General features: G+C 65.2%; 19 protein-coding genes. 7 read left to right on the forward strand and 12 right to left on the reverse strand.

Going from position 1 to position 22,321, the window contains the following annotated elements; genetic code table 11:
• Positions 1-3: 3 nt before the first annotated feature.
• From eat to AB4Y43_RS02880, 3 genes are all read right to left on the reverse strand, one after another.
• A complete protein-coding gene (gene eat, locus AB4Y43_RS02870; RefSeq protein WP_368726993.1) occupies positions 4-1,437 on the reverse strand; it encodes an ethanolamine permease in 1,434 nt (477 codons plus the stop codon).
• A gap of 170 nt (positions 1,438-1,607) precedes the next feature.
• Positions 1,608-2,633, reverse strand: coding sequence for a M23 family metallopeptidase (locus tag AB4Y43_RS02875; RefSeq protein ID WP_368726994.1), 1,026 nt, complete (start codon positions 2,631-2,633; stop codon positions 1,608-1,610).
• A gap of 714 nt (positions 2,634-3,347) precedes the next feature.
• Positions 3,348-3,476 (reverse strand): hypothetical protein, encoded by a 129-nt coding sequence (locus AB4Y43_RS02880; RefSeq protein WP_256094806.1) that lies wholly within the window; start codon positions 3,474-3,476, stop codon positions 3,348-3,350.
• Between AB4Y43_RS02880 and AB4Y43_RS02885 the strand changes: the two genes are divergently transcribed.
• The 6 genes from AB4Y43_RS02885 to glgX all read left to right on the forward strand — a co-directional run bounded on the left by AB4Y43_RS02885 (position 3,475) and on the right by glgX (position 9,979).
• A complete protein-coding gene (locus AB4Y43_RS02885; protein ID WP_342948980.1) occupies positions 3,475-4,191 on the forward strand; it encodes an ABC transporter permease in 717 nt (238 codons plus the stop codon). The genes AB4Y43_RS02880 and AB4Y43_RS02885 overlap by 2 nt on opposite strands.
• Positions 4,188-5,111: a glycine betaine ABC transporter substrate-binding protein gene (locus AB4Y43_RS02890; protein ID WP_368602433.1), complete on the forward strand. Its 924-nt coding sequence runs from the start codon at positions 4,188-4,190 to the stop codon at positions 5,109-5,111. Before AB4Y43_RS02885 ends, AB4Y43_RS02890 begins: the two co-directional genes overlap by 4 nt.
• A 15-nt stretch (positions 5,112-5,126) precedes the next feature.
• Positions 5,127-5,780, forward strand: a complete 654-nt coding sequence (locus AB4Y43_RS02895) for an ABC transporter permease (RefSeq protein WP_069265903.1) — start codon at positions 5,127-5,129, stop codon at positions 5,778-5,780.
• Positions 5,777-6,946 carry a betaine/proline/choline family ABC transporter ATP-binding protein gene (locus AB4Y43_RS02900; protein WP_069265902.1) on the forward strand — a complete coding sequence of 390 codons (1,170 nt, stop codon included), beginning with the start codon at positions 5,777-5,779 and terminating at the stop codon, positions 6,944-6,946. Before AB4Y43_RS02895 ends, AB4Y43_RS02900 begins: the two co-directional genes overlap by 4 nt.
• A gap of 304 nt (positions 6,947-7,250) precedes the next feature.
• Positions 7,251-7,574, forward strand: coding sequence for an antibiotic biosynthesis monooxygenase (locus AB4Y43_RS02905; RefSeq protein ID WP_069265901.1), 324 nt, complete (start codon positions 7,251-7,253; stop codon positions 7,572-7,574).
• A gap of 227 nt (positions 7,575-7,801) precedes the next feature.
• Positions 7,802-9,979 (forward strand): glycogen debranching protein GlgX, encoded by a 2,178-nt coding sequence (gene glgX, locus AB4Y43_RS02910; RefSeq protein ID WP_368726995.1) that lies wholly within the window; start codon positions 7,802-7,804, stop codon positions 9,977-9,979.
• 101 nt (positions 9,980-10,080) lie between these two features.
• Here glgX and AB4Y43_RS02915 read toward each other — a convergent pair whose 3' ends face one another.
• The 9 genes from AB4Y43_RS02915 to AB4Y43_RS02955 all read right to left on the reverse strand — a co-directional run bounded on the left by AB4Y43_RS02915 (position 10,081) and on the right by AB4Y43_RS02955 (position 21,639).
• Complete coding sequence (locus tag AB4Y43_RS02915) at positions 10,081-10,914, reverse strand: M55 family metallopeptidase (protein WP_368726996.1); 834 nt, start codon at positions 10,912-10,914, stop codon at positions 10,081-10,083.
• Positions 10,911-11,987 carry a P1 family peptidase gene (locus tag AB4Y43_RS02920; protein WP_368726997.1) on the reverse strand — a complete coding sequence of 359 codons (1,077 nt, stop codon included), beginning with the start codon at positions 11,985-11,987 and terminating at the stop codon, positions 10,911-10,913. Before AB4Y43_RS02920 ends, AB4Y43_RS02915 begins: the two co-directional genes overlap by 4 nt.
• On the reverse strand, positions 11,984-12,877 hold the full coding sequence (gsiD, locus tag AB4Y43_RS02925) for a glutathione ABC transporter permease GsiD (RefSeq protein ID WP_368726998.1): 894 nt from the start codon (positions 12,875-12,877) through the stop codon (positions 11,984-11,986). Before gsiD ends, AB4Y43_RS02920 begins: the two co-directional genes overlap by 4 nt.
• A 7-nt stretch (positions 12,878-12,884) precedes the next feature.
• Positions 12,885-13,805, reverse strand: coding sequence for a glutathione ABC transporter permease GsiC (gene gsiC / locus AB4Y43_RS02930; RefSeq protein ID WP_368602428.1), 921 nt, complete (start codon positions 13,803-13,805; stop codon positions 12,885-12,887).
• Between the two features lie 69 nt (positions 13,806-13,874).
• Entirely contained in the window at positions 13,875-15,419 is a 1,545-nt protein-coding gene (gene gsiB, locus AB4Y43_RS02935) for a glutathione ABC transporter substrate-binding protein GsiB (RefSeq protein ID WP_069265895.1), read from the reverse strand.
• 87 nt (positions 15,420-15,506) lie between these two features.
• Complete coding sequence (locus AB4Y43_RS02940) at positions 15,507-17,408, reverse strand: dipeptide ABC transporter ATP-binding protein (protein WP_069265894.1); 1,902 nt, start codon at positions 17,406-17,408, stop codon at positions 15,507-15,509.
• 47 nt (positions 17,409-17,455) lie between these two features.
• Positions 17,456-18,451 carry an isoaspartyl peptidase/L-asparaginase gene (locus tag AB4Y43_RS02945; protein ID WP_342948987.1) on the reverse strand — a complete coding sequence of 332 codons (996 nt, stop codon included), beginning with the start codon at positions 18,449-18,451 and terminating at the stop codon, positions 17,456-17,458.
• On the reverse strand, positions 18,448-19,389 hold the full coding sequence (locus AB4Y43_RS02950) for a MurR/RpiR family transcriptional regulator (protein WP_342948988.1): 942 nt from the start codon (positions 19,387-19,389) through the stop codon (positions 18,448-18,450). Before AB4Y43_RS02950 ends, AB4Y43_RS02945 begins: the two co-directional genes overlap by 4 nt.
• A 342-nt stretch (positions 19,390-19,731) precedes the next feature.
• Entirely contained in the window at positions 19,732-21,639 is a 1,908-nt protein-coding gene (locus tag AB4Y43_RS02955) for a PAS domain S-box protein (protein ID WP_342948989.1), read from the reverse strand.
• A gap of 285 nt (positions 21,640-21,924) precedes the next feature.
• Here AB4Y43_RS02955 and AB4Y43_RS02960 point away from each other — a divergent pair, with 285 nt between their 5' ends.
• A complete protein-coding gene (locus AB4Y43_RS02960; protein ID WP_368726999.1) occupies positions 21,925-22,311 on the forward strand; it encodes a hypothetical protein in 387 nt (128 codons plus the stop codon).
• Positions 22,312-22,321 lie beyond the last annotated feature (10 nt).

Here is a 22,321-nt window from a genome sequence, read left to right on the forward strand (position 1 = left end):
AGCTCACTCCTCGAGCAGCCCCTCGGCGGGCACCACCTCGCGCTGCGTGCGCGTGGCAAGGAAATATGCGTAGCCGAGCGCGAGAAACGCCACGAACACCCCCGCGACCAGCGCATTGAAATACACCATCGTGCCGAGGCAAACGAGCGCGGCCACGAGCGCGAACGCCGGGAAAAGCGGGTACAGCGGTGCGCGAAACGGCCGGTCCATGGCCGGTTGCACGCGGCGCAGCCTGAAGAGCGCCGCCATGCTGACAATGTACATCACGATCGCGCCGAACACCGACATCGTGACGATGTTGGCCGTGAGCGTCTGCCCGCCGAACTGGATCAGCTCGTCGCTATAGATCGCGGCGATGCCCACCACGCCACCCGCAAGGATCGCGCGATACGGCGTCTTGAAGCGCGGATGGATTTTCGCGAGCCACGCGGGCAGATAGCCTTCGCGGGCCAGCGCGAAGATCTGCCGCGAATAGCCGAGGATGATGCCGTGAAACGAGGCCACGAGACCGAACAGCCCGAGCCAGACGAGCATGTGCATCCAGCCGCTGTGCTCGCCGACGATGAACTTCATGGCCTGCGGCAGCGGGTCGTTGATATTCGCGAGTTTGGTCCAGTCTCCCGCGCCGCCCGCGAACACCATCACGCCCACGGCGAGCGCGACGAGCGTGAGAATGCCGGCCACATAGGCGATGGGAATCGAGCGGCGCGGGTTCTTCGCTTCCTCGGCGGCCATGGCCACGCCTTCGATCGCGAGGAAAAACCAGATCGCGAACGGGATCGCGGCGAACATGCCATGAAACGAACCCAGCGAAAAGTGATCGTTGCCCGACCAGCCGCCCTTCATGAAGTGGGTCCATGCGAAGCCCGGCGACACCACGCCCATAAACACGAGCAGTTCGAAGATGGCGAGCAGCGTGACAATCAGCTCGAAAGTCGCGGCGATCTGCACGCCCACGATATTGAGCGCCATGAACACGAGATACGCGCCCATGGCCGCGTGTTTTGGCTCGAGCCCGGGGAACTGCACGTGCAGGTACGCGCCGATGGCGAGCGCGATGGCGGGCGGCGCGAACACGAATTCCACGAGCGTGGCCGCACCCGCGAGATACCCGCCGGTCGGCCCGAACGCGCGGCGGGCGTAGGCGAAAGGACCGCCCGCATGCGGAATGGAGGTGGTGAGTTCGGTAAAGCTGAAGATGAACGTGGTGTACATCGCCGCGACGAACAGTGCCGTGACGACGAAGCCGAGCGTGCCGGCGCTGGCCCAGCCGTAGCTCCAGCCGAAGTACTCGCCCGATATCACGAGGCCGACTGCGATGCCCCACAACTGCCACGTGCCGAGCGTTTGATTGAGCGCCGGCGCACCTGGCTTGCCCGATGATGTACCGACTGTCGTGCCAATTGCAGCGGGGCGTGCGTTCGACTCGCCTTGCATGGTTGTCTCCCTCTGGGTGGCCCGGGCGGCCGGCCCTGGCCGCCACGGTTGAGTGGAACCATGCTATTGAGTCATTAATCGACGTGTTATCGAAAATCGGCAAATCGTGGCTGCGGCGCAGCACAGGCCGTTTTGCCCGCTTCCTTGCGGCAGCCTTTCGCGCGTTGTGCCTAGAGCAGCGGGTCGATCAGCGCGACCTGCTGGGCGAAGCGTTGCTTGTCCTCGCCCAGCAAGGGATCGCGATGCGGAAGGTCGACGGTGAGCGGATCCTGCGCGACCTGATCCACGTGCACCTCATAGTGCAGATGCGGGCCCGTCGCCCAACCCGTCGCGCCCACGTATCCGATCACCTGTCCCTTGCTCACCGTCTGCCCGACCTTCAAATGCTTCGCAAAGCGCGAAAGGTGGGCGAAGGTCGTGGAGTACGGGCCGAAGTTCTCGAGCTTCACGACCTTGCCGTAGCCCGTCTGCCAGCCGGCGAACGTCACGGTGCCGCGCGCGGTCGCGTGAACGGGCGTGCCGACGGGCGCCGCGAGATCGACACCTTCGTGCGGCTGCACGCGATGCGTGACCGGATCGAGCCGTCGCAGCGAGAAATACGAAGACACGCGCGTAAACTTCACGGGATAGCGCAAGAACGACGGCGCGGCGGCGTGACCGTCTGCGCAATAGTAGAACGCCTTGCCCGCAAGGTTCCGGTAGAGAAAGAGATCGTGCGAGACGTTGCCGTTCGAAATGCGGATCGCGACAGGCGTGTCGTCCGAAGACGATGCGTTTTGTGACGCGCCGGCGTTCGCAGGGCTCACATCGTCTGTATCTCTTGCGTCGCTCGCGCCATTCGCGCCATCCGCGCCGTTTGTGTCATTGCGAAACACGAAGCGGATCTCGCTGCCACGCTGCAGATCGCGCCGGAAATCGAGCCGGCCCGAGAATGCGCGCGCAAGCCTCGCCGTCGTCGCTGCATCCACGCCGAGACGCTGGGCGGCTTCGGAAAAGCTGTGTTCGACCACAGCGGTCTCCACGCGAAACGCGGGCTCGCTTTCTCTCGCAGGCGTCGCGCTGGCCGCCTGCGACGCCGCATCTTGCGCCGGCGCTGCGGACGTCGCCGTCGCCGCGTCGGCAAGCGGATCGTCGGTGGCAATGTTCGCGTGCCGATGGGCGAGCCACGCGGCGCTCGTCAAACCGATTGCGGACACAACGATGAGTCTGCCCGCGAGGCCGGGGGAGGCCGCTATTGCACGAAATGCCATGAATCGAATGACGGATTGCAGAGCAGAGAAATGCGAACGCGCGCCGCGCTTCTCGAGGTGAATTCGGAAGTGAGATCGATGGCCGCATCGCTGAATCGGCGAGCATCGATGATGCGAAGAGGTTCAAAATAAATGGCGTTTCTTAAACGAAACTTAAGAAAGCCAATGAGCGCCCAATGAGCGGAACATTCTGCCGCAGTGACTATTTCTGTCACTTTTTAAACGGGAAATACTACCGAAATATTTTAATCGGATACCTGATTAATTCCCGGAAATGACATACCGAATAAAGTAAGCGATTGCCCGTCAACTCGCGATCGTTCCCCACGGTAGACGCACCTAATCGAATGATCTATACTCATCTCGTTTCGATCACCACGAAGTCGTTCTCGTGCGCATTGAGATACAGGGTCCACGCTAAAGGTCCACTGCGTCGCAAGCGCCATTCAAGCGGGCCTCCGGCCCTCGCGTAGCGGCCCAAAACCGCCGCATCCAAGCCGCCAAAAGGCGGTTTCCTGCTCCAGCGCGCATCGATCTGCTCGGTGCCGTTGAGCTGAACATGACAACCAGAAGAACGCGAGAAGCGCGTTCATATCACTGCCGCCACGTAGCTAACGTGCGCGGGCGGACTGGTTTTCGTTCGTTTTCTGGTCCGTAGTTTTAGTCGGTTCCAATCGCGGCCATGCCGGGATCACGAACTTCCTTCGCGGCGCCTTGAGCATCCTCATCGGCGTCCCCGCTGCGCAGCGTTGCGCCGCGCGGCACAAAAACAAGGAGGCGTACCTTCATGACTCGACGCTCTGCCCTGCTCGCGGGCAGCCTGATCGCCCTTGCCGTCATCGCGTGGGCCCTCTCACGCGCCATCGGCGCCGATACGTGGCACAGCCACGCAGGCGACCTCGCCTACTACACTGGGCGGCACCTGCTGCTCGTCGGCTATTCGATGGCGCTCGCCATCGTGGTCGGCGTACCCGCCGGTGTGCTGCTGAGCCGGCCGCGCTTCGTGCGACAGGCCGAACGCTTCATGCAGATCTTCAACGTGGGCAACACGATCCCCTCGCTCGCGGTGCTCGCCATTGCACTCGGCGTGTTCGGCATCGGCGACGTTCCCGCGATCGTCGCGCTCTTTCTCGCGTCGCTGCTGCCCATCACGCGCAATACGTATGAAGGCGTGAAGAACGTGCCGGCCGCGCTGCGCGAAGCCGCGCGCGGCATCGGCATGACGGGCTGGCAGTCGCTCACGCGCGTGGAATTGCCGGGCGCGCTGCCCATCATCGTGGGCGGTGTGCGCACCGCGCTCGCCATCAACGTGGGCACGGCGCCGCTCGCCTATCTGATCGGCGCCGACAGCCTCGGCTCGCTCATTTTCCCCGGCATCTATCTGAACGATCAGCCCTTGCTGCTGCTCGGCGCCGCGTTCACGGCCGCGCTCGCGCTGGTGCTCGACGGCGTGGTTGCCGCCGGCAGCCATCAGTGGCTCGCGCGTCACGGAGGGCTCGCATGATGCTCGCATCACCGTTCAAATCTCTGCGCCGCTTCGTTCAGGCCTGCCTGATCGGCACGGCGCTCGTCGCCGCCGCCACACCCGCATTCGCACAGCCCAAGCTCGTACTGGGCGCGAAGAACTTCACCGAGCAATACGTGCTAGCCGAAGTCACAGCGCAATACCTGCGCTCGCGCGGCTATTCCGTTGAGGTGCGCTCCGGCCTTGGCAGCACGCTCATGCGCAGTGCGCTGGAGAACGGCCAGTTCGACCTCGTTTGGGACTACACGGGCACGGCGGCACTCGTCTACGACAAGCTGACGGAGAAGCTTTCGCCCGAAGCGATGTACGAGCGCGTGAAGGCGCTCGATGCGCCGCGCGGTCTCGTCTGGCTCAATGCCTCGCCGCTTAACGACACGTATGCATTAGGCCTGCCAAGCAAATTCGCCGAGGAAACCGGCATCACCACGGTCTCGCAGCTTGCGCAAAAGTTGAAGACGGACCCCGACGCGAAGCGCTACGTGTTCGGCATGGACGCCGAGTTCGCGAATCGTCCGGATGGTCTCAAGCCCCTGCTCGCCACCTACGACATGAGCTTTGACCGCTCGCAGATGAAGCAGATGGACCCCGGCCTCGTCTACACGGCGCTGCATAACAACCAGTTGAAGATCGGCCTCGTCTACACGACCGATGGCCGCGTGAAGGGCTTCGGCATCGTGCCGCTCGAAGACGACAAGCACTTCTTCCCGCCGTACAACGCCACGCCAGTGGTACGCAAGGAAGTGCTGGAGCGCAATCCCAAACTGGCCGCGCAGCTCAACGCGCTGTCCGCCGCCCTCAACAACGACGCGATGCAAGACATGAACAAGGCCGTCGATCTCGACGGCAAGTCCGCCCAGCAAGTCGCGGCGGAGTTCCTGCGCACGCATACGCTCCCCTGAAGGAGGCCAGGCCCTATGAACGTATTCGACTATCTCGCTTCGAGCTGGCCCGAGTTGCTGCAACTCACGCTCCAGCATCTTTACCTCGTGGGCATCGCCGTGGGCTGCGCGATCATCGCGGGCGTGCCGCTCGGCGTGCTCATCAGCCGCCATGACTGGCTCGCCGCACCGCTGCTGGGACTGGCGACCATCATCCTCACGCTGCCCTCCATCGCGCTATTCGGCCTGATGATCCCGGTGTTCTCGCGCTTCGGTCAGGGCATTGGCGCGGTGCCCGCCATTACGGCTGTGTTTCTCTACTCGCTGCTGCCGATCATGCGCAACACCTACCTCGCGCTACGCAACGTGGATGCGGGCATCAAGGAAGCCGGCACCGGCATCGGCATGACGTCGTGGCAGCGGCTGCGTCTCGTCGATCTGCCGCTGGCCGTGCCCGTGATTCTTGCGGGCGTGCGCACGGCGGTCGTGATGAACATCGGCGTGATGACCATTGCCGCCGTGATCGGCGCGGGCGGCCTCGGCACCTTGATCATTCGCGCCATTGGCCAGAGCAGCATGATGAAGCTGCTCGTGGGCGCCGTGCTCGTGAGCGTGCTCGCGATCGTCGCCGACCTGTTGTTGCAGATGCTGCAGCGCGCTTTGACACCGAAAGGAGTACAGAAGACATGATCGAACTCGACCAACTGACGAAGACCTTCACGCAGAAAGACGGCCAGGCCGTGCGCGCCGTCGATTCGGTGAGCCTTTCGGTGGCCGAAGGCGAGATCTGCGTGTTCCTCGGCCCCTCGGGCTGCGGCAAGACCACCACGCTCAAGATGATCAACCGGCTGATCGAGCCGACCTCGGGCCGCGTGCTCATCAACGGCGAAGACACCACGGGCCTGAACGAAGTGGATCTGCGCCGCCGCATCGGCTATGTGATCCAGCAAATCGGCCTCTTTCCGAACATGACGATCGCGGAGAACATCACGGTCGTGCCGCGCCTGCTCGGCTGGGACAAGAAGCGTTGCGCCGAACGTGCGGCAGAGCTGATGTCGATGGTCGCGCTCGACCCGAAGCTGTATTTGAAGCGTTATCCGCGCGAGCTTTCGGGCGGGCAGCAGCAGCGTATCGGCGTGATTCGCGCGCTCGCTGCCGACCCGCCCGTGCTGCTCATGGACGAGCCTTTCGGCGCGGTCGATCCGATCAATCGCGAAGCCATACAGAACGAGTTCTTCCAGATGCAGCGGCAACTGAAGAAGACCGTCATCATGGTGAGCCACGATATCGACGAGGCGATCAAGCTGGGCGACCGCATCGCGGTCTTCCGGCGCGGCAGGCTCGTGCAATACGACCACCCCGATACGCTGCTCGCGCGCCCGCATGACGACTTCGTCGCGCAGTTCGTGGGTCAGGACAGCACACTCAAGCGCCTGTTGCTCGTGAAGGCCGGCGACGCCGCCACGCAACCCGAAACGGCGCGCGCCGAAACGCCGCTCTCCCACGCGTTCGCCGCGATGGACGAAAGCGATTCGCGCTACCTCACCGTGCTCGACGACGCACAGCATGCGCTCGGCTTCGTGGCGCGCCGCGCCGCGCGCGGGGTCGAAGGCGTCTGCGGCGATCGCATCACGCCCTTCCCGGCTACGGTTTCTGTCGACGACAACCTGCGCATCGTGCTCTCCAAGATGTACCAGTTCCGCGCCTCGTGGATGCCGGTGCTCGACGCCGACGGCGCCTACGTGGGCGAGATCACACAGGATTCGATCGCCGACTATCTCAGCTCGGGCCGCTCGCGGCAGCAGACCGGACAGCCGCCGAGCGCGGCGGTGCGTCCGGCGGCCGCGATCGCGTGAGCGGCGGGTCAGGCTCAGCCCTAAATCCCGGCGGCTAGTCAAGAAGCACCTCTACGACAACGCGAAGATACGTTATGGGGAAGCCGAAGCGCCATCATCGAAGGCATCGCGTTTCAAACCAATATCCTCGCGCTGAACGCGGCGGCGCTGGCACCGTACAAGTGTTCCGTGTTGGCTGAGGCCGACGGACCGACGCGGCGCGAGCGCCTTCGCGGCCTCTTATAATCGGATCTCGAAGCGGCGGCGGGCGCAGTCACCCGCCGCCTTGCCTATCGATTTTTCGTACGCGAAGAGGAACGCCGCAATGTACATCGCCATGAATCGCTTCAAGGTCGCGCCGGGCTCCGAGGCCGCATTCGAGGAAGTCTGGGCCACGCGCGACACGCACTTGAAGCAAGTGCCCGGCTTCATCGAATTTCATCTGCTCAAAGGCCCGCAGCGCGAAGACCACGTGCTCTACGCGAGCCACACGATCTGGGCGAGCCACGCGCACTTCGAAGACTGGACGCGTTCCGACGCCTTTCGCGCGGCGCATCGAAACGCGGGCAATGCGGGAGGGGCAAACCGTCCGGTCTATTTGAGCCATCCCGAGTTCGAAGGCTTCGAAGTCGTGCAAACCGTGAAGTAGGCGCTGCACGCGAAGTCTGGGTCGACATCGGTAAATCTGGGCACGCGCTGCGCCAAAGCTACACGCTCGCAGCGCGCACCACCGCGGTGCCCCGTGTATCCGGCCCCTCCCTTCTCGTCTATCCGCTGCGCTGCGGGCCCTGGGCCCAAACCTTGCTTGACACAAGCCGGCCCTCGCGCGCAACGGCATTGGTGGCGCGCGCCATCGCGTCCCCAACCGACGAGCCCATGAAGAAAAAAACCGCCACCCGTATCGTAGAAGGACAGCCGTTCCCGCTCGGCGCCACCTGGAACGGCCGCGGCGTGAACTTCGCGCTCTTCTCCGCGAACGCTGCCAAGGTCGAGTTGTGTCTCTTCGACAAGAGCGGCCTGCGCGAACTCGAACGCATCGAGTTGCCCGAATACACCGACGAGGTGTGGCACGTCTATCTGCCCGACCTCGCACCGGGCGCCATCTACGGCTATCGCGTGCACGGGCCCTACGAGCCGCAGGCGGGCCATCGCTTCAATCCGCACAAGCTGCTGCTCGATCCCTACGCGAAGGCGCACGTGGGCGCGCTGCGCTGGCATCCCGCCGTGTTCGGCTACACGATCGGGAGCCCCGACGGCGATCTCTCGTTCGACACGCGAGACAGCGCGCGTTATGTGCCGCGCTGCCGCGTGGTCGATCAGGGCTTCACATGGCACCACCCGATGCGCGAACGTGTGCCGCGCGAGCGCACGATCATCTACGAAACGCATGTGCGCGGCTTCACGATCCGCCATCCCGACGTGCCGCACGAAGAGCGCGGCACCTTCGCCGGGCTCGCGCAGACGCCGGTGCTCGAATATATCCGCGGGCTCGGCGTGACATCCGTGGAGTTGCTGCCCATCCACACCTTCGTGAATGACTCGCACCTGCTCGAACGCGGTCTCACGAACTACTGGGGCTACAACACCATCGGCTTCTTCGCGCCGGACCCGCGGTACTCGGTGGGCGCGCACGGCTCGATCGACGAGTTCAAGAACATGGTGGACCGCCTGCACCAGGCGGGTCTCGAAGTGATACTCGACGTGGTCTACAACCACACCGCTGAAGGCAGCGAACTCGGTCCGACGCTCTCGTTTCGAGGCATCGACAATGCTTCGTACTACCGGCTACCCGAAGACCGGCGCTACTACATCAACGACACAGGCACGGGCAATACGCTCAACCTCTCGCACCCGCGCGTGCTGCAGATGGTCACGGACAGCCTGCGCTACTGGGTGCTCGAAATGGGCGTGGACGGCTTTCGCTTCGACCTCGCGACGATCCTCGGGCGCGAGCCCTATGGCTTCGACGAAGGCGGCGGCTTTCTCGACAGCTGCCGCCAGGACCCGATTCTCGCGAGCGTGAAGCTGATTGCCGAGCCGTGGGACTGCGGGCCGGGCGGCTACCAGGTGGGCGGCTTCCCGCCCGGCTGGATGGAATGGAACGACCGCTTTCGCGACACCGCGCGCGCCTGGTGGAAAGGCGACGAGGGCAAGGCGCCCGAACTCGCCACGCGCCTGTGCGCTTCGGGCGACAGCTTCAACCGGCGCGGACGGCGGCCATGGTCGAGCGTGAACTTCGTCACTGCGCACGACGGATTCACGCTGAACGATCTCGTTTCGTACAACGACCGTCACAACGAAGCCAACGGCGAAGAGAACCGCGACGGCCACGGCGACAATCTCTCGTGGAACTGCGGCGCGGAAGGCCCGACCGATGACCCCGAGATCCGCGCGCTGCGCGAGCGCCAGAAGCGCAACTTCCTCGCCACGCTGCTGCTCTCGCAGGGCACGCCGATGCTGCTCGCGGGCGACGAGTTCGGTCGCACGCAGCGAGGCAACAACAACGCGTACTGCCAGGACAACGACGTGAGCTGGGTGGACTGGGAGGGCATCGACGACACGGGCCGCGCGCTCGCCGACTTCGTGCGCAAGCTTACCGCGCTGCGCCATGCGCTGCCGGTGCTGCGACGCAACCGGTTTCTCATCGGCGAGCACAACGCGACGCTCGACGTCACCGACGTCGAATGGCTCTCGCCCGCAGGCGTACCGCTCGCTCAGGAGCAGTGGGACGATGCGGCCATGCGTTGCTTCGGCATGCTGATCGATGGACGATCGCAAACGAGTGGCATCATGCGCCTCGCCTCGGATGCGACCATGCTCATCGTGTTCAACGCCTATCACGACGTGGTGGATTTCACGCTTCCTTCGGTGCCGGGCAACGACCAGTGGAACTGCCTCATCGACACGAACATGCCCGTGCGCGACGAACTGCCCGAATTCGAAGCGGGCGATATCTACCAGGTGACGGGCCGTTCGCTGCTGCTGTTCGCGCTGCATGCGCGTGGCGCGACACAGCGGGTGTTCGACCGGCTGGAGGAAGACCTGACGGGTTGAACGGCAGGCTTTTGGCGGATTGGCGGCGAGGCCGCCAGTCCGTTTTGTTGGGTGTGACGGGGCTGACAGTTAGTTGCACAATACCGAGACCAGCGGCCGCCTCATCGCAGCACCGCCGACATCGCCGACAAGCTATTGAGCGTGCGCACGAGAAACTCGGCCGTTGGCGCCGCAAACCGGATCACGCAGCCCGCCGTGCGCTCGACATCCGGCCACTGCGCAAAGAGATCCGCCAGCGCAGTCGTCTGCGTGTGCAGCTCGCACGTGCGCATACGCGGCGCCGCACACGCGCGGTCCCACCATTCGCCGTCGCGTGCGACGTGCCCGGCGGCTTCGCGCGCCGCGTCGCGAACCCGTTCGCGGCTCGCGGCGGGCGTCAGCAGATCGCCGCTCGCGTGGCCGCGGGCGCGCTTCACCACGACGAACTTCGCATCGGGAAAAGCGGGCCGCGTTTCGTCTTCGAATACATCGTCACCGCTGAGCAGCGCCACGCGTGCGCCGTATTCCTGCGCGAGCGCGCCATACAGCCCCGCCTCGCCCGTCGCCACGCCATCCACGAGCACGCGCGCGAACGCAAAGCTGTTGATGGTGTGCGCAAGCATGCCGCGGCTTTGCGCCATCGCGTGATAGCCGATCATGAAAACAAGCGCGGGCCGGTGCTCGAGCCCCGCCATCATGCCAAGCGTGCGCGGCTTGCCGAGTATCACGCGTGCGCGCGCGTCGATCTCGTCGAGCAGCAGGTTGTTGAAACCGCCATGCGAGTCGTTGACCCACACTTCGCTCGCGCCGCCCGAGAATGCGCCTTCCACGGCCGCGTTCGCCTCGAGCGTCATCCAGCGGCGGGCCTGTTCGTACTCGGCGTTTCCCGCGCGCGTTTGCTGAACGTTGAAGACGCCGCCTATGCCTTCGATATCGACCGAAATGAGTACCTTCACGCGTGCACTCCGCCTGAACGAAGATCGGCGAGATCGGGCGCCGCTTCGCGCAGCGCGAGACGCACGTGGCCATCGCGGCCCTGCACAGTGCGTGCGCTCCACAAGGCGTCGAGAATCGCCTGCTCGACGCAATCGGCGCCTGCCTGAAACAGCGGATCGAGTTGCGAGTCGGCGAGCAAGGGCGGCAACGCGTGGGTCGATGCGTCGTGCGCCAATGTGTACGCGGTGCTGAACGCCATGGCGATATCGCCGCTGCCGTGTCCATAGACGGACCCCGTGCGCGCAAGACCTGCTGCCGCGCGCAGCGCAACGCGTCGAAGCTGCCGCGCGTCGAGCGGCGCGTCCGTGGCGATCAGCATGATGATCGAGCCCTTCTCCGGCGCCTGCGTCGCGTGGTTCGACGCCGCGCGCGCAGCAAGCTCGCGCCCCACGGGCACGCCGCTGATCGTCAGCATCGGCAAGCGGCCGAAGTTCGCCAGCACGAGCGCGCCCACGGTGTACTGCATGCCCGCCGCCTGCACGACGCGCGACGCCGTGCCGATGCCGCCTTTCAGATCGAAGCTCGACATGCCGCGCCCCGCGCCTACGCTGCCGCGTGCGAAGTCGGCGCTCGCGGCGGCGCAGGCCGCGAGATAGTGTTCCTCCTGAACGGCCAGCGCCTGAATGTCGTTCAGGTAACCGTCGTTGCACTCGAACACGAGCGGATTGACGGTCGGCAGGTCGCGCCCGATTTGCGGATTCGCCGCGACCGCCGCGCGAACCTGCGCCTGTGCGAGCGTGCCCACCGCAAACGTGTTGCTCAGCGCAACCGGCGTTTCGAGCACGCCCAACTCTTCGAGCTGCATGAGCCCGATGCTCTTGCCGAATCCGTTGATCACACAAGCGCTCGCCGGCACCTTCTCGCGAAAGAGGTCGCCTGCATGCGGCAGCAGCACGGTCACGCCCGTTTGCACGTCGCCCGCGTCGAGCGTGCAGTGCCCGACGCGCACACCGCTGACGTCGGCAATCGTTCCCGTTGCGCCGCTCGCCAGTGTGCCGATATGCGGCGCAGTATCTCCACAATCGATGCTCATGCGCGGTCCAGCTTCGGGTCGAGTGCGTCGCGCAAGCCGTCACCCAGCAGATTGAACGCGAGCACGGTGAGGAAGATGGCGAGGCTCGGGAACAGCGCGATATGCGGCGCCGTCACCATATCGGCGCGCGCCTCGTTGAGCATGGCGCCCCACTCCGGCGTGGGCGGCTGCGCGCCGAGGCCGATGAACGACAGGCTCGCGGCCGTGATGATCGACGTGCCGATACGCATGGTCAGATACACGATCACGGACGACACGGTGCCCGGCAGGATATGCCGCATGATGATCGTCCAGTCCGACGCGCCAATGCTGCGCGCGGCCTCCACATACGTGAGATGCTTGAGCATGAGCGTATTGCCGCGCACGAGCCGCGCGAACGCCGGAATGCTGAACACCGCCACCGCGCACACCACGTTGATCATGCCGTTGCCGAGGATCGCCACCACGCCGATGGCGAGCAGAATGCCTGGGAATGCGAACAGCACGTCGGCTACACGCATGGTGATGCGATCCCACCAGCCTTCATAGTAGCCCGCGAGCAAGCCGAAGAAAGTGCCGACTACAGCGCCAAGCGCCACCGAAAGAAAACCCGCCGCGAGCGAAATGCGCGTGCCCGCGAGGATGCGGCTGAAAATATCGCGGCCCAGCGCGTCCACGCCGAACCAGTGGACCGCCGAGGGACCCGCGTTGAGCGAGTCGTAATCGAAGTAATTTTCCGGGTCGTAAGGCACGAGATGCGGTGCGAACACCGCGATCACCACCAGCAGCAGCACGAACGCGCCCGCGCCGAGCGCGACGTGCTGCTTGCGGAACTTGCGCCAGAATTCGCGCCACGGCGTGCGGATCGCTTCGTCCTCTGCGCGTACGGCTTCGTTTAGGGTCGTGCTCATGGCGGGCTCACCTGAATCGAATGGTCGGATTGATGACCGCGTACAACACGTCCACGATCAGATTGATGACGATGAACTCGAGCGAGAACAACAGCACTTCGGCCTGAATCACGGGGTAATCGCGCATCGCAACCGAATCGACGAGCAGCCGCCCGAGGCCCGGCCAGTTGAACACCACCTCCACGACGATCGAGCCGCCCAGCAGGAAGCCGAACTGCAGGCCCATCATCGTGACGACAGGAATCATCGCGTTGCGCAGGCAATGCTTGATCACCACCCATTGCTCGGCCACGCCCTTCGCGCGCGCCGTGCGCACGAAGTCCTCGTTGAGCACCTCGACGAACGACGCCCGCGTAAAGCGCGCCATCACCGCCGCCACGGCCGCGCCGAGCGTGACCGACGGCAGCACGTAGCTGCGCCACGAACCGTCGCTCACCACGGGCAGCCAGCCCAGGTGCACCGAGAACAGCTCCATGAGCGCCATGCCGAGCGCGAACGCCGGAAACGAAATGCCCGACACCGCGAGCGCCATGCCGATACGATCGGGCCAGCGATTGCGCCACACGGCCGAAACGATGCCGATCGCCATGCCGAACACCACGGCCCAGACCATGCTGGTGAGCGTGAGCAGCAGCGTGGGCATGAAACGCTCGCCGATTTCGGTGACGACGGGGCGCTTGCTGCGCATCGAAACACCGAAATCGCCGTGAGCGATGCGCACGAAGAAGTGGAGGAACTGCTGCGGCAGCGGCTGGTCGAGGCCGAGATCGGCGCGCACGAGCGCAACCGTGGCGTCGTCCGCTTCGGGACCCGCTGCGAGGCGCGCCGGGTCGCCCGGCAGCAGGTGCACGAACAGGAACACGAGGACCGCGACGATCAGGAGCGTCGGCAGCAGACCCAGCGAGCGTTTGACAATGAAATTCAGCATGAGCGCGTTACTGCATCGGGGCGTGCGCGCCGCGCCGGACACTAGCGATCCGGCGCGGCGCGCAACGCATTAGCGAATCGAGATCTCGTCGAAGTTGAACGAGCCGTCCGGCGCCACATACGCGCCGGCCAGGCGCTTGCTGCGGGCGTACACGACCTTCTCCTTCACGAGGAATACCCACGGGGCGTCGGCCCAGATGCGCTTTTGCGCGTCGGTGTAGAGCGCCGTCTTTTGCGCGCGGTCCGTCGTTTCGAGCGCCTTCGCGAGGTCCTCATCGACCGCCGGGTTCTTGTAGTACGCCGTGTTCATGAGCTTGGGCGGCCACGATGCCGAAGCGAGCAGCGGCGAGATGCCCCAGTCCGCCTCACCCGTGGACGACGACCAGCCGATGTAATACATGCGCACGCCGGCCGTTGCCGGGTCCTGCGCGCTTTCCACGCGCGCGACCGCCGTGCCCGTTTCAAGCGCTTCGACGTTCGCCTTCACGCCCACCTGCGCGAGCTGTTGCTGCACGAACTGAATCGCCTTTTGCGCGGTTGAGTTGTTATACGCCGACCACAGCGTCGTTTCGAAGCCGTTCGGGTAACCAGCCTGCTTGAGCAGTTCGCGCGCCTTGGCCGGATCGTACGGCCAGGGGCCGAGCTTGATCGAGTAGTCCACACCTTGTGGCAGTACGCCGTCCGAAGGCAGCGCGTAGCCCCCGAATGCCACCTTCGCCAGCGCGTCCTTGTTGATTGCGTAGTTCAGCGCCTGGCGCACGAGCGGGTTGTCGAACGGTTTCTTCGCGGTGTTCAGGCTGATGTAGCGCTGGATGATCGAGGGGGTGGCGATCAGGTCCACCTTCGGGTTCGACTGGAACGCGCTCGCCTGCTCGAACGGAATGCGGAAGGCAAAGTCCGCTTCGCCGGTGCGCATGAGCGCCGCGCGCGTGTTGTTGTCGGCCACCGGCTTCCAGTCGATCTCGTCGATCTTCGGGTAGCCCTTCTTCCAGTAGCCGTCGAACTTGTGCACGACGAGGTCGCCGGCCGGGTCCCACTTCACGAACGCGAACGGGCCCGTGCCCACCGGATGCAGGCCGATGTCCTTGCCCCACTTCTTCATGGCCGCCGGCGAAATCATCACCGCCGACGGGTGCGCGAGCACGTTCACGAACGCCGAGAACGGCGCGTTCAGCGTGACCTTTACCGTGTACGGATCGACCGCTTCGGTCTTCGCGATGCGGCGGAACATGTTGTAGCGCTTCAGGTGATTCGCCGGGTCCGTCACACGGTCGAAGTTCGCCTTCACAGCCGCCGCGTTGAAGTCGGTGCCGTCCTGGAACTTCACGCCTTCGCGCAGCTTGAAGGTGTAGACGAGACCGTCGCCGCTGACTTCATAGCTCGTGGCGAGCACGTTGGTGAGCTTGAGGTCCTTGTCGAAACCGAACAGGCCCTGGTAGAACGACTTCGAAACCGCCTGCGAAAGCGTATCGTTGGCGTCGTACGGGTCGAGCGTCGAGAAGGTCGAATCGACGGCCATCACCGCGCGCTGTTCGGCGGCATGTACGGCAGTCGCGCCGGCGATCAGCGCGAGTGCGAGCGCGCTGCCCTTCATCCATGTTTTGACTTCTTTCATCAATCAGGTCTCCATAGCAATGAATTTTGACGACTCGGCGAAATATTCCAGCTAAACAGTGAACGGTTGCGTGGCATGCGGGCGTGTTCAGTACGCGCCGCCCACCCGATGCTTTGCAACGAAGTGGCCGGGGCCGACCGACACGAGCGGCAGGACCTGCGGCTCGTCGCCGGGTGCGCGAATCGGGCTCGGCAGTTCGTCGGCGGCGAGCACGCGCTTCGCGTGGCGGCGCGCCGGATCGGCGATCGGCACCGCGCCCATGAGCTTCCTTGTATAGGCGTGCTGCGGGTTCTCGAACACGGCGCGGCGCGGGCCGATCTCGACGATCTGCCCCAGGTACATCACCGCGACGCGATGGCTCACGCGTTCCACCACGGCCATATCGTGCGAGATGAAGAGATACGCCACACCAAGCTCCTGCTGCAGGTCGAGCATCAGGTTGACGATCTGCGCCTGCACGGAAACGTCGAGCGCCGACACCGATTCGTCGGCGATCACGACTTTCGGGTTCATCGACAGCGCTCGTGCGATGGCAATGCGCTGACGCTGGCCGCCCGAGAATTCGTGAGGATAGCGGCCCGCCGCCGACTTCGGCAAGCCCACGCGATCGAGCAGCCATTCCACGCGGGCCTGCGCCTCTGCGCCCTTCGCGATGCCGTGCACGAGCAATGGCTCCATGATCGAGAAGCCCACCGTGAGGCGCGGGTTGAGCGAGGCGAACGGGTCCTGAAAAATGAACTGGATATCGCGGCGCAACGTCTGTAGCGCGGGGCCCGTGAGGGTGCTGATATTCCGGCCGCCGAATTCGATCGTGCCGCTCTGGCTCTCGACGAGCCGCAGCAGCGAACGGCCCGTGGTCGATTTACCGCAACCGGACTCGCCCACCAGCGCGAGCGTTTCGCCGGCGTGAAGATCGAAGCTGACTTTTTCGACCGCATGCACGCGGCCTGTGACCTTGCCGAACAATCCGCTGCGCACGGGAAAGCGCGTGACGAGGTCGCGCACGCGCAGGACCGGCGGCGCGTTCGTTTCTGGCGCGTTCGCCGGAGGGTTCGACGTGGCGACCGGGCGCGCCGCTTCGCTCATCGACAGCAGCGGGAACTTCTCCGGCAAGTCCGTGCCCTGCATTGCGCCAAGCCTCGGCACCGCGGCGAGCAACGCCTGCGTGTAACGGTGCGAAGGCGCGGCGAACAGCGCATCGGATGCGCCCTCTTCCACCTTTTCCCCGCGATACATCACGAGAATGCGGTCCGCCACTTCGGCGACCACGCCCATGTCGTGCGTGATGAAGACCACGCCCATATCCATCTCGTCCTGCAGGCCGCGAATGAGTTGCAAGATCTGCGCCTGGATCGTCACGTCGAGTGCCGTGGTCGGTTCGTCGGCAATCAGGAGCGCGGGCTTGCACGAAAGCGCCATCGCAATCATCACGCGCTGGCGCATGCCGCCCGAAAGCTGATGCGGGAAGCGGTCCATCACGCGGCGCGCCTCGGGAATGCGCACGAGGTCGAGCAGGCGCAGCGTTTCGGCGCGCGCCTGCGCGGCGTTCATCTGCTGATGCAACGCGATCGCCTCGCTGATCTGGTTGCCCACCGTGAACACCGGGTTCAGCGAAGTCATCGGCTCCTGAAAGATCATCGCGATATCCGCGCCGCGCACCGAGCGCATGGTCGAGCTACTCGCACGCGTGAGATCGAGCACGCTGCCGTTGCGACGGCGCAGGTCGATGCTGCCGCCCGTAATGCGACCGCCGCCGTGCTCGGCGAGCCGCATCAGCGAAAGCGATGTGACCGACTTGCCCGAACCCGATTCGCCGACGATGGCGAGCGTCTCGCCCCGGTCGACGTGGAACGACAGATTGCGCACGGCTTCGAACGCGCCCGCGCCGCGCCTGAACGACACGGAAAGGTTACGGACGTCGATCACGCGATTCGGCGGCAGCGCGGCCTTTCCGCTGGCCGGCGCGATATCAGGACGGTTCGAGGACATCTGCACGATGAGGATTCCTTCGTTTGGTGCGCAAAACGATGCGCCGCTTAAGCGTAGATCGACGCAACGGGCGCTTCGCCCACGCGCGCGTAGCCACGGTACATACCTTCGGTATTGAACGGCAGGACCACGTTGCCTTGTGCATCCACGGCGATCAGGCCGCCGCGGCCGTCGATGCGCGGCAACTGCTCCATCACGACGTTCGTGGCTGCTTCGGAGAGCGAAACACCGCGATATTTCATTTGCGCCGCCACGTCGTAGGCCGCGACCATGCGCATGAACATTTCGCCCGATCCCGTGGTGGACACCGCACAGGTGGCGTCGTCGGCATAGCAGCCCGCACCGATCAGCGGCGCGTCGCCCACGCGGCCCACCTGCTTGTTCGTAATGCCGCCCGTCGAAGTCGCCGCCGCGACGTGGCCGTGCGCGTCGAGCGCCACCGCGCCCACCGTGCCGAACTTGCGGTTCGGGTCGATCGGCTCGTGCGGCAGGCTGTCCGCCGATGCGTTTGCAGCTGCCTTTGCTTCGAGCGTTGCCCCGTCGTGATCGAGCATCGCGCGCGCTTCGCCGCGGGCGAGCTGCCACTGGCGGTAGCGCGCATCGGTGTGGAAGTAGGAGGAATCGACAAATCCGAGGCCCTGGGCCGCTGCAAACGCTTCCGCGCCTTCGCCCGTGAACAGCACGTGTTCGCTCTGCTCCAGCACGCGGCGCGCCGCCAGCACCGGATTGCGCACGCGCGTGACGCAGCACACGGCGCCCGCTTCGAGCGTACGGCCGTCCATGATCGAGGCGTCGAGTTCATGCGTGCCCGCGGACGTGAACACCGCGCCGTGGCCCGCGTTGAATAGCGGACAGTCTTCGAGCAGGCGCACCGCTTCTTCGACGGCGTCGAGCGCGCTGCCGCCTTCCGAGAGGATGCGCTGGCCAGCCGCGAGAATGCCGCTCAGCGCGTCGAGATACTGGGTTTCGACTTCGGGCGCCATCGATGCGCGCAGGATCGTGCCGGCGCCGCCGTGAATGGCAATGACTGCGTTCGATTTCATGACTTCTTTTTCGTTGGGGAAGACGGAGCGGCTGGCGCGACAGACGCCTGCGCCGGGGCCGAAGTGAGCCACGGCAGCACCGATTCGGTGATGGCCGCCGCAGCGACGACGGAATCCTTCGCGCGCAACGCCACGGCGTCGCAAAGCGCTTCGATGACGGCCAGCACCGCGGCTTCCGAGTTCGCCGCAAGGCGACGTTCGGAACGGATCGGCAGCGTGAGATCGGCGAAGCGCGCGAGCGGCGAGTCGATGCTGTCGGTGAGCGCGAGCACGCGCGCGCCCAGCTTCGCGGCGTGGCGCGAGAGCTTGATCGTGTCGTCCACGTAGCGCGGAAACGCGATGCCGATCACCAGATCGTCCTTGTTCGCGCCGAGCAGCCTGCGCGCCGAATGCGTGGGGCCGCCGACCGAGGCGAGCGCCTGCACGTTGTCGAGATACGGCAGCAGGGCGTTCTCCATGAGTCCGGCGAGAAACGCGCTCGTGCCCGAGCCGATTATGTAGACGCGGCGCGCAGAGAGAATCGCGTCCACGGCTGCGGCAGCCGCTGCGCTGTCGATCGACTGGCGCGACAAACGCAGGTTCGACTCGGCCTGCTCCAGCGAGGCGCCGAATAGCTCGGCGCCGCTGGTCGGCGATTCCTGCGCGCTGCGCAGCCGCTCGACCGGCGCGAGCGTGGCCTCGAAGCCGCGCACGAGCGCCTCGCGAAACTGCGGATAGCCGTCGAACCCGAGCGAGCGCGCAAAGCGGTTGGCCGTGGCCACCGAAGCGCCCACCGCGTCCGCCAGTTCGTCGATGCGCATGGTCGCGGCATGGAACAGGTTTGCGAGCACATACTCGGCCATGCGCCGGTGGCCCGGTGTGAGAACGGGCATCGCGGCGGTGATGCGCGCGACGATCTCGGCTTCGGGCGTGTCGGGAGTCGACGGTCGGGTTGGCATACGTGAACGGGAGTCGGGACGCTGAGGGGAACGGCACATGCCGTAAATGAAATTACATGGGCGGATCTTAGTGAAAATTAATTTTCATCGCGCCCGGGGTTTACCCTATTCGAGCAAAACGCGGGAGAACTTGGCTTGATCGGGCGCAACGAGGAGCGAAGCTGCGGGCGCCGAACACGTTGCTGGAACCTCGAACGAGAAGCCGGCAGGGGCGGATGCCGGAAAGCATTTCGCCCGCAGGCGAGATAAGGCGCGGCTACACGTGGAGAGTGGCGCCGCACTTGCCGACAGCCAGACGCTAGCGGCAATCGAATCAGTCACATGAGAACGGAGCGTGCAGCTTCACGACGCCACCATCGCTTCAGCGCTCGGCGCCAACCGCCACGTGTTGCGCCCCGCGCGCTTCGCTTCGTACATGGCCGCATCGGCGAGACACAGCGCATCGTCGGCCAGCGCCCTGTTCCCGGCTTCGGTCGAGAGCATCGCGCTCGTTGCATCCACCACACCGGCCGCGCCTGTCACGCCCGTCAGCACGACGCCCACGCTCGCGCTCGTCTCGATCACGCGGCCCGCGACGATGAACGCCTTCGACACTTCACGGCAAATGGCCGCTGCGATGCGCTCGCCGGTGCGCGCGTCGCTCACGCCGCGGCTCGCCACCACGAATTCGTCGCCGCCCAGGCGGCTCACCACGTCGCCCGTGCGCACGGTGGCGACGAGCCTGCGCGCGACCTCCCTGAGCAAAGCGTCGCCCACGTCGTGGCCGTGACGGTCGTTGATGGACTTGAAGCCGTCCATGTCCATGAAGAAGAGTGCGAAGGGCTCACCGCTCGTGCGCAGTTCGCGCAGCGTCTCCTGCAGCGCGCGCCGGTTCGCGAGCCCCGTGAGCGGGTCGATCAGCGCGCCCTCGCGCAGGCGTTGCTCGGTGCGGCGCTGCTCGGTCACGTCGTGCGCCATCACGTAGAAGCCCGTCACCTTGCCTTCGCGCTTGGCCGGAATGTAGGTGGCCGACCACACGCGGTCGGCATCGGCCCGATACCGCACCTCGTCGCAGGTCACGCGTTCACCGGCCAGCGCGCGCGCAAAGAGCGGCTGCAACTGCTCGAACACTTCGGGGCGCAGCGTCTCGCTCAGGCTGCGTCCGCGCAGCGCCGCCGGCTCCGCGCCGAAAACGCGCTTGAACGTCTCGTTGTTGAACTGGTAGCACAGATCGCGATCGACCACGGCGATGAGCGCCGGCACGTTGTCGGTGATGGTCTGCAGCGCGTCGCGGCTGCGCCGCAGCTCTCCCGTGCGTTCGCGCACGCGCTCTTCGAGCTCGACGTGATAGTTGCGCAATGCCTCTTCGCTCTTCTTGCGGCTCGTAATGTCCTGCACCGCCGCGATGAAATGCAGCGGCGTGCCCGACACGTCGCGCACGAGCGACACCGCGAGATTGACCCACACAGCCTGGCCGTCGCGCCGCAGATAGCGCTTTTCGATCGCATACGTGGCCTGGCGGCCCGCGAGCAGCTCGGCCACTTGCGCGAGATCGGCGGCAATGTCGGCCGGGTGCGTGACCGAGGCGAACGTGCGGCGGCGCAGTTCGCTCTCCTCGTAGCCGATGATCTCCGAGAACTTCTGGTTCACGTCGAGAAAGCGGCCGTCGAGATCGACCACGGCCTTGCCGATCGGCGTTTGCTGGAACACGGTCCGAAAACGCGCCTCGCTGATGGCGAGCGAACGGCGGTCGCGCTCGTGCGCCGTGCGCGAGCGGTTCAACTGCCGGCGCAATTCCAGCTCGCGCTCGACGAGATGCGCGAAATCCGCGAGCATGGCGGCCTGGGCCGCGTCGAACGTGCGCGGCTTTTCGTCGATCAGGCACAGTGTGCCGACCACCTGGCCGTCGGCGAGGCACAGCGGCGAACCTGCATAGAAGCGGATGTTCGGCGCGCCCGTGACAAGCGGATTGTCGAGAAAGCGCTCGTCGTCGAGCGCGTCTTCCACCACGAGCATGCGCTTGCTCAGCACGGCGTGCGCGCAGAACGACACGCTGCGCGGCGTTTCGCACGCGGCCAGCCCGTGGTGCGACTTGAACCATTGGCGGTCTTCGTCCACGAGCGAGATCAGCACGATCGGCATGTCGAACGCGAAGGCGGCGAGCCGCGAGATGCGATCGAACGCCTCTTCGGGATCGGTGTCGAGTATGTCGAGTTGCCGCAGCGCCCGAAGGCGGACGTCCTCATCCAGAGGAAGCGGAGCAGTGATCATCGTGTGGGGGGCCCGGCAGGACGGATACGGTTTGCGTGGCGCTTTCCGCACCGGCGCGCCTCACCTGGGTTTACGGCCGGATCAAGCGAAAACTGAAGCGTGGGGAATGCCCACACCGCGCCTATCGCGCCACCCTTGCGCGCCAGGCATTTCCCTTATGCAGGAATCGCAATATAAGCGCACGAACGTTCGGTATACGCGTGGTCGCGCAATCATCGAGCGACACGGCCGTCACACCCGCGCTGCTCGCGTAGCCCGGCCCAACGGACGTTGCGCACTTTCTGCATGAAATGTCACAGCGGTCTAATTACTTCGATATCCGAATTACAGGCGGTTTTTAACCGGTTCGTTAACGCGTTGCGAAATCGATCAAGCCCTCAAAAAAAACTTGTCTGGCGACTTCAGCAACGCTTTTTCAAGGCCGTAAAAAGGGCAAAGCTCCACCCTTCCGGTGTCACCATGAGAACCCTCGCGCAAACCCTGCGACTGAAACAGACTACCCGCATCGCCACCGCAGCGCGTATTGCCGCCGGCCGCGGCGCCGGCGCGCGCATGAGCGCCGCGCCGCGTGCGCGCCGAGCGCCGTTACGCAGCGCTCATGAGCAGACCGGCACGTCGTGTCACTACGCCGTGCGCCGCCTCGCGGCGCAGTTGCGCACACGCAGAATCTAATGCCACACGG

This window comes from Paraburkholderia sp. BR10872, from assembly GCF_040965835.1.
In the GTDB taxonomy this organism is placed as follows: Bacteria; Pseudomonadota; Gammaproteobacteria; order Burkholderiales; family Burkholderiaceae; genus Paraburkholderia; species Paraburkholderia nodosa_A.

Excerpts from the sequence above, each read along its gene's own strand:
- eat (WP_368726993.1), bottom strand. The coding sequence starts at position 1,437 with ATGCAAGGCGAGTCGAACGCACGCCCCGCTGCAATTGGCACGACAGTC.
- AB4Y43_RS02885 (WP_342948980.1), top strand. The coding sequence starts at position 3,475 with ATGACTCGACGCTCTGCCCTGCTCGCGGGCAGCCTGATCGCCCTTGCC.
- AB4Y43_RS02880 (WP_256094806.1), bottom strand. The coding sequence starts at position 3,476 with ATGAAGGTACGCCTCCTTGTTTTTGTGCCGCGCGGCGCAACGCTGCGC.
- AB4Y43_RS02890 (WP_368602433.1), top strand. The coding sequence starts at position 4,188 with ATGATGCTCGCATCACCGTTCAAATCTCTGCGCCGCTTCGTTCAGGCC.
- AB4Y43_RS02895 (WP_069265903.1), top strand. The coding sequence starts at position 5,127 with ATGAACGTATTCGACTATCTCGCTTCGAGCTGGCCCGAGTTGCTGCAA.
- AB4Y43_RS02900 (WP_069265902.1), top strand. The coding sequence starts at position 5,777 with ATGATCGAACTCGACCAACTGACGAAGACCTTCACGCAGAAAGACGGC.
- AB4Y43_RS02905 (WP_069265901.1), top strand. The coding sequence starts at position 7,251 with ATGTACATCGCCATGAATCGCTTCAAGGTCGCGCCGGGCTCCGAGGCC.
- glgX (WP_368726995.1), top strand. The coding sequence starts at position 7,802 with ATGAAGAAAAAAACCGCCACCCGTATCGTAGAAGGACAGCCGTTCCCG.
- AB4Y43_RS02920 (WP_368726997.1), bottom strand. The coding sequence starts at position 11,987 with ATGAGCATCGATTGTGGAGATACTGCGCCGCATATCGGCACACTGGCG.
- gsiD (WP_368726998.1), bottom strand. The coding sequence starts at position 12,877 with ATGAGCACGACCCTAAACGAAGCCGTACGCGCAGAGGACGAAGCGATC.
- gsiC (WP_368602428.1), bottom strand. The coding sequence starts at position 13,805 with ATGCTGAATTTCATTGTCAAACGCTCGCTGGGTCTGCTGCCGACGCTC.
- gsiB (WP_069265895.1), bottom strand. The coding sequence starts at position 15,419 with ATGAAAGAAGTCAAAACATGGATGAAGGGCAGCGCGCTCGCACTCGCG.
- AB4Y43_RS02940 (WP_069265894.1), bottom strand. The coding sequence starts at position 17,408 with ATGTCCTCGAACCGTCCTGATATCGCGCCGGCCAGCGGAAAGGCCGCG.
- AB4Y43_RS02945 (WP_342948987.1), bottom strand. The coding sequence starts at position 18,451 with ATGAAATCGAACGCAGTCATTGCCATTCACGGCGGCGCCGGCACGATC.
- AB4Y43_RS02950 (WP_342948988.1), bottom strand. The coding sequence starts at position 19,389 with ATGCCAACCCGACCGTCGACTCCCGACACGCCCGAAGCCGAGATCGTC.
- AB4Y43_RS02955 (WP_342948989.1), bottom strand. The coding sequence starts at position 21,639 with ATGATCACTGCTCCGCTTCCTCTGGATGAGGACGTCCGCCTTCGGGCG.
- AB4Y43_RS02960 (WP_368726999.1), top strand. The coding sequence starts at position 21,925 with ATGAAATGTCACAGCGGTCTAATTACTTCGATATCCGAATTACAGGCG.